The sequence below is a fragment of the Flexivirga sp. genome (assembly GCF_051955415.1).
Classification (GTDB): domain Bacteria; phylum Actinomycetota; class Actinomycetes; order Actinomycetales; family Dermatophilaceae; genus Flexivirga.
The window spans coordinates 40807-46806 of record NZ_JBQCGS010000060.1; the positions used below are offsets into that span (position 1 = coordinate 40807).

The window sequence follows — 6000 nt, forward strand, 5'->3', positions numbered from 1 at the left end:
GACCGGCGGCCCGACGTGTCGCGCGTGCTGGAGAGCGGCATACGCCGTGAGTCGTATGACGGCAGGTCCTACGTGGTGCGGCCAGTGCGCGGCAACACCGCGGGGCGCAGTTACGTGTGTCCGGGCTGCCAGCAGTCGTTGGCCTCGACGGTCGCGCACGTGGTCGTGTGGCCGGACGACGGACTCGGTGACGTGACCGACCGGCGGCACTGGCACACCGCCTGCTGGGCCGCCCGTGAGCGACGACCCCCGCGCGGATCCTGGCACTGAGCCGCACCGGTCCGGGCCGAGGCCCGAGCACGGATCGCTGCTGCGGACTCCTTTATTCCAGGGCCGTTTCCGCTTCGAAATGAGCAGCCGTGACGGCCGGGAGCGACGGTTTTCCGCCCTAATGTCCCCTCATCGGTAGGGAGCACAGACAGGGGAGAACCATGACTCACACATCCGTCCCACCCGTTTCCCGGCGCGCCGTGGCCAAGGGTGCGGCCTGGTCGCTCCCGGTGGTCGCGTTCGCGGCGTCCGCGCCGGCCGCGCGCGCTTCGGTCACCGCCGATGTGTGCGTCGTCGACATCACCGGTGTTGGCGTGAAGACCGTGAACGGCAAGACCGTCACGCTGACGTTCTCCACGCAGAACTACGAGAGCAGCGCGCGCCAGGTCACCATCGTCTCGGTCGCCGGCCCGGCGAACACCGAGTGGTCGGCGCCCAGTCCGGCCAGCTGGCAGGCGGCACCCGGCATCTCGACCCAGCAGGTGACGCTGACCCGCGCCAACAACGCCAACGGCGATGCGGTGGTGACGCTGCTCGCCTGCGGCGCGAACACCACCACCAGCGCGTACGTCTCCCGGTGAGGCGCTGATCCGGCGCGATTACAGTGGACGGTATGACTTCGTCTGACAACAACACCGCCGTCATCGTCGCCGGCGCACGCACGCCGATGGGCAAGCTGCAGGGGTCCCTGTCCGGCTTCTCCGGCGCCGAGCTGGGTGGCTTCGCCATCAAGGGCGCACTGGACCGGGCCGGCGTGGCCGGCGACCAGGTCGACTACGTGATCATGGGCCAGGTGCTCACCGCCGGCGCCGGACAGCTGCCGGCCCGCCAGGCGGCGGCGAAGGCCGGCATCCCGATGAATGTTCCGTCGCTGACCATCAACAAGGTCTGCCTGTCGGGGCTGGACGCCATCGCGCTGGCAGCGCAGCTGATCCGCGCCGGTGAGTTCGAGGTCGTGGTCGCCGGCGGCCAGGAGTCGATGAGCCAGGCGCCGCACCTGCTGCCGGGCAGCCGAGGCGGTTTCAAGTACGGCGACGTCACGATGAAGGACCACATGGCGCATGACGGCCTGTGGGACGCCTTCACCGATCAGGCGATGGGCGCCCTCACCGAGCAGGCCAACACCGGCGAGCAGCAGGTCAGCCGCGAGGAACAGGACGCGTTCGGCGCGCGCAGCCACCAACTCGCCGCACGCGGCTGGAAGGACGGCATCTTCGACAACGAGGTCGTCACCGTGCAGATCCCACAGCGCAAGGGCGACCCGATCGAGTTCAAGAACGACGAAGGCATCCGCCCGGAGACCACGGCCGAGAGCCTGTCCGGGCTGCGCCCGGCATTCGCCAAGGACGGCACCATCACGGCCGGCTCCAGTTCGCCGATCTCGGACGGTGCGTGCGCGGTCGTGGTGATGAGCAAGGCCAAGGCCGACGCGCTCGGCCTCGAGTGGCTGGCCGAGGTCGGTGCACACGGCGTCGTCGCCGGCCCGGACTCCTCGCTGCAGTCGCAGCCGGCTCACGCGATCAACGCGGCGTGCGCCAAGGAGGGCATCACGGCGGCCGACCTGGACCTGGTGGAGATCAACGAGGCGTTCGCCGCGGTCGGCATCGTGTCGACCCGCGAACTCGGAGTCGACCCCGAGATCGTCAACGTCAACGGCGGCGCCATCGCGATGGGCCACCCGATCGGTATGTCGGGTGCCCGACTCGTGCTGCACCTGGCCTTGGAGCTGCAGCGCCGCGGCGGCGGTGTCGGTGCGGCCGGGCTGTGCGGTGGGGGTGGCCAGGGTGACGCACTCATCGTGCGGGTGCCGCAGCGGATCGAACTCGATTCGCAGGCACGTTCCTGACGCTCCACGAACAACTGACTACTGTCGTTACTTTCTCGTCCGAACCGGCTTCGCTGGACGAGAAAGTGACGACAGTAGCGATGTTTGCGGCGGCGTGGCACCACGTCGCCCGGCATACACTCGCGGGGTGAAGCAACTTCAGCCCGCCATCGTGCTGGTCGGTGACGGTCATGCCGAGCAGCTGCAGCGCGAGTTCACCCGATACGCGGGCGACTACCGGATCGAGTTCGCCCGGGGGCTCGGACCTGCGATGGCGCTCGTCCAGTCGCTCATCGCACAGCACGTCGAGGTCGCCCTGTTCGTCGTGGAGTTCAACCAGCCGGATGCCCCCGGGTTGGTGACCATGGACTGTCTGCACGCGGTCAGCGCCGTCACCAAGCGGGCACTCGTCTACGGCCACCAGGAGTTCCGGGTCAACCGCGAGCCGGTGCGGGAGGCGCAGGTCGACGGCCGGATCGAGGCGGGCCTCGTCATACCCCGTGGTGAGCGGGACGAGGAGTTCCACACCGCGGTGACCGAGCTGCTGTCCGACTGGGGATGGAGTGCGAGCAAGCCGGTCTTCGAGGCGGTGCAGCTGATCTCGCCCCCGGGAAACTCCGAAGCCGGCCGGTTGCGCGACTTCCTGGATCGGCTCGGTATCCCCGCCCGCAACTACCTGCCGGAGTCGGAGGTGGCGCAGGCGATCCTGGACGACGTCGAATGGCCCGACGGCTCACCGACCTATCCGGTGCTCGCCTCGCCGCTGACCGACACCCTGGTCCGGCCCACGATCGCCGAGATCGGCCGCCGTTTCTATGCATTCGAGGACTTCGAGGAGGACGACGTCTTCGATCTGGCGATCATCGGCGCCGGGCCCGCGGGCCTCGCCGCCGCCGTGTATGGCGCCTCCGAGGGCCTGTCGACGGTCGTGTTCGACTCCGAGGCGATCGGCGGGCAGGCGGGCACGAGTTCGATGATCCGCAACTACCTGGGCTTCCCGCGTGGCATCTCCGGGATGCGACTGGCGCAGCGCGCGCGGGCCCAGGCGGCGCGGTTCGGCGCGAAGCTCTATTCGGCACGCCCCGTCGTCGGCATGGACCTGGCCACCGAGACCGGTGGCACGCACGCATTGCGGTTGGACGACCGGGTGGTGCGCGCCCGCACGCTCATCATCGCCGCCGGCGTCGCCTACCGGCGCATCGGCGTCGAGCAGATCGAGAAGTTCGTCGGCCTCGGCGTCCACTACGGCGCAGCGACCAGCTCCGCGCGCGAATGTGTCGGCAAGGACGTCGTGGTCGTCGGGGGCGGCAACTCGGCCGGCCAGGCAGCCGTCCACCTGTCCCGCTTCGCCCGGTCCGTCAAGATCGTCATCCGCCGGCCGGACCTGTCGGAGACCATGTCGGATTACCTCATCCGGGAGATCGAGATCAACCCGCGGATCGGCGTCAAGCCGTGCTGCGAGGTCGTCGACGCCGGGGGAGCGACCCGGCTGGAATGGGTCACCCTGCGCGACAACCGCACCGGTGCCGAGCTGCAGAAGCCGTGCGGCGGACTCTTCCTGTTGCTCGGCGCGGACCCGTGCTGCGATTGGCTTCCCCGCGAAATCGCCCAGGACGCCAAGGGATTCGTGCTCACCGGACGCGACGTCCCGCGCGAGTCCTGGCGGGACGACTGTCCGCCGGAGCCGCTGGAGACCACGGTGCCCGGCATCTTCGCCGCAGGGGACATCCGGGCCGGGTCGATGAAGCGCGTCGCCTCGGCCAGCGGAGAGGGCGCGGCCGCCATACCGTCCGTGCACGGCTACCTGGCCTCGATCGCGCCCCGGATCGAGTCCGCGGACGTCGCCCCATAGCCTGGGACCATGCTCTTCGCCTTCTCCATCGCCCCCGGCACCACCGACGACCCCGACGGCTCGGTGAGCGCAGCCGTCGCCGAAGCAGTGCGGGTGGTGCGCGAGTCCGGACTACCCCACGAGACGACCTCGATGTTCACCACCATCGAGGGCGAGTGGGACGAATGCCTGGCCGTCGTGAAGGCCGCGTGCGAGGCCGTCGCCGCCACGAGCCCGCGGGTGAGCCTGGTGCTCAAGGCCGACATGCGCGCCGGGTTCACCGGCCAGCTCACCGAGAAGGTGCAGCGCATCGAGGAGCGGCTCCAGTCCCAGCAGTGAGCCAGCTCTTCCGGATCGAGCCGCCCACCGACGCCGACGCGCGCGAGCTCGCGGCCCTGCACATGCAGGTATGGCGTGACACGTATGCCGGGATGCTCTCGCAGAACTATCTGGACGGTATGCAACTCGAACCGCGAGTAGCACGCTGGCGCAAGAGCATTGGGGTCGCCAGCGCACGGGAGAGCGAGGCCGGCGGTGTCATCGACGGTGTGCTCTTCCGGTCGCGTCTCGGCAGGCATACGCCGAGCGGTCGTATCGCCGGGTTCTGCATTGTCGGTGCTGCGCGCGACGAGGACGCACCGCTGAAACAGGAGCTTGGTGTGCTCAATGTGCTCGGTGACTTCCACGGCACGGGCGTCGCGCGGCAACTCGTCGAGGCGACGCTGGGCGATCGCCCGGCATACCTGTGGGTGGTGCGACAGAACGCCCGGGCCATCGCGTTCTACCGCAAACTCGGCTTCGCGCCGGACGGCGGGACCAAACGCGACGAGACGCTGGAGTGCGACGAGATCCGCATGGTGCGCGGCGCTCCGATCGATCGAGGGCGACCGGCCGGCCGCTCGGCCGACGGGTAAGAATGGGCACATGACTGACCAGCCCATCACTCCCGCGTCGCTGCGCGGTGCCGTCGATCTGTCCGCCCTTGCGCGTCCGTCGGCGCCCGCTGCGGGCACTTCCGCCGCCGGCGGTGCCGGTGCCCACGACAATCTGGTGATTGCGGTCGACGACGCCACCTTCGCGGATGCGATGCAGACGTCCGCTCGCGTGCCGGTCATCGTCGCGCTGTGGTCCGGCAGCCGGCCCGACAGCAAGAAGCACCTCGACGCCCTGGCGCAGGAGGTGCGTTCGTATGCCGGCCGTCTGCAGCTGGCCACCGTCGACATCGACGTGTCGCTGCAAATCCGGCAGGCGCTCCAGGTCCAGCAGGTGCCGATGGTCCTGGCCATCCTCGCCGGCCAGCCGGTGCCCCTGTATGTCGGTGACCAGCCGGCCGATGCGATCCGCCAGGTGCTGGACAAGGTGCTCGAGGCGGCGGCCGCCAACGGCGTGACCGGCCGGCTGGACGCGGCGCCGGACTCCGGAGCGGACACGGACGAGGCCGAACCGGAGCTGCCGGAGACCCACCAGCGTGCGTTCGACGCCATCGAGCAGGGTGACTACGATGCGGCGAGTGCGGCATACGAGCAGGCACTCAAGGACAACCCGGCCGACGACGAGGCCCGGCTCGGTCTCGGCCAGGTCCGGCTGCTGAAGCGGACGGCCGGCGTCGATCTCAACACGGCGCGCGACCAGGCGGCAGCAGCGCCCACCGATGTCGAGAAGCAGACGATGGTCGCCGACCTGGATGTCCTCGGCGGCCACGTCGAGGACGCGTTCGCGCGCTTGATCGACCTGGTCAAGGCCACCACCGGCGACGAGCGGAACGCCGCCCGGGAGCATCTCGTGCAGCTCTTCGACGTCGTCGGCCCGACCGACGATCGCGTCAAGAAGGCCCGCACCGCCCTGATGTCCGCGTTGTACTGAATCTTTTCGCGCGCTCCTCGCAGGTCGGGCCGCTCCGGCGCTCGCAGGCTCGCAGCCGTCGGTGCCCGCCCTGGTCGTCGCCGCGCGGTTTCCTTTCGCGCGCTCCTCGCAGGTCGGGCCGCTCCGGCGCTCGCAGGCTCGCAGCCGTCGCATGACCCCCGACACTGACGGCGTCATGCACCAGTGACGGCCGTATCCGGCCGTCACTGGT

General features: G+C 69.8%; 7 protein-coding genes. All 7 read left to right on the plus strand.

All coding sequences use genetic code 11. The annotated features are described in order from the left end of the window. The first annotated feature begins 15 nt into the window (after positions 1-15). Entirely contained in the window at positions 16-270 is a 255-nt protein-coding gene (locus tag ACTHL4_RS10455; RefSeq protein ID WP_440282700.1) for a hypothetical protein, read from the plus strand. A gap of 161 nt (positions 271-431) precedes the next feature. Then, a complete protein-coding gene (locus ACTHL4_RS10460) occupies positions 432-851 on the plus strand; it encodes a hypothetical protein (protein WP_440282701.1) in 420 nt (139 codons plus the stop codon). A 32-nt stretch (positions 852-883) separates the two neighbouring features. Beyond that, positions 884-2116, plus strand: a complete 1233-nt coding sequence (locus ACTHL4_RS10465; protein ID WP_440282702.1) for an acetyl-CoA C-acetyltransferase — start codon at positions 884-886, stop codon at positions 2114-2116. 127 nt (positions 2117-2243) lie between these two features. Further along, positions 2244-3947 (plus strand): FAD-dependent oxidoreductase, encoded by a 1704-nt coding sequence (locus ACTHL4_RS10470; RefSeq protein ID WP_440282703.1) that lies wholly within the window; start codon positions 2244-2246, stop codon positions 3945-3947. A 9-nt stretch (positions 3948-3956) separates the two neighbouring features. Beyond that, positions 3957-4265 (plus strand): MTH1187 family thiamine-binding protein, encoded by a 309-nt coding sequence (locus ACTHL4_RS10475; RefSeq protein ID WP_440282704.1) that lies wholly within the window; start codon positions 3957-3959, stop codon positions 4263-4265. Further along, on the plus strand, positions 4262-4840 hold the full coding sequence (locus ACTHL4_RS10480; RefSeq protein ID WP_440282705.1) for a GNAT family N-acetyltransferase: 579 nt from the start codon (positions 4262-4264) through the stop codon (positions 4838-4840). Before ACTHL4_RS10475 ends, ACTHL4_RS10480 begins: the two co-directional genes overlap by 4 nt. A gap of 10 nt (positions 4841-4850) precedes the next feature. Beyond that, a complete protein-coding gene (locus tag ACTHL4_RS10485; RefSeq protein WP_440282706.1) occupies positions 4851-5789 on the plus strand; it encodes a tetratricopeptide repeat protein in 939 nt (312 codons plus the stop codon). The last annotated feature ends 211 nt before the right edge of the window (positions 5790-6000 follow it).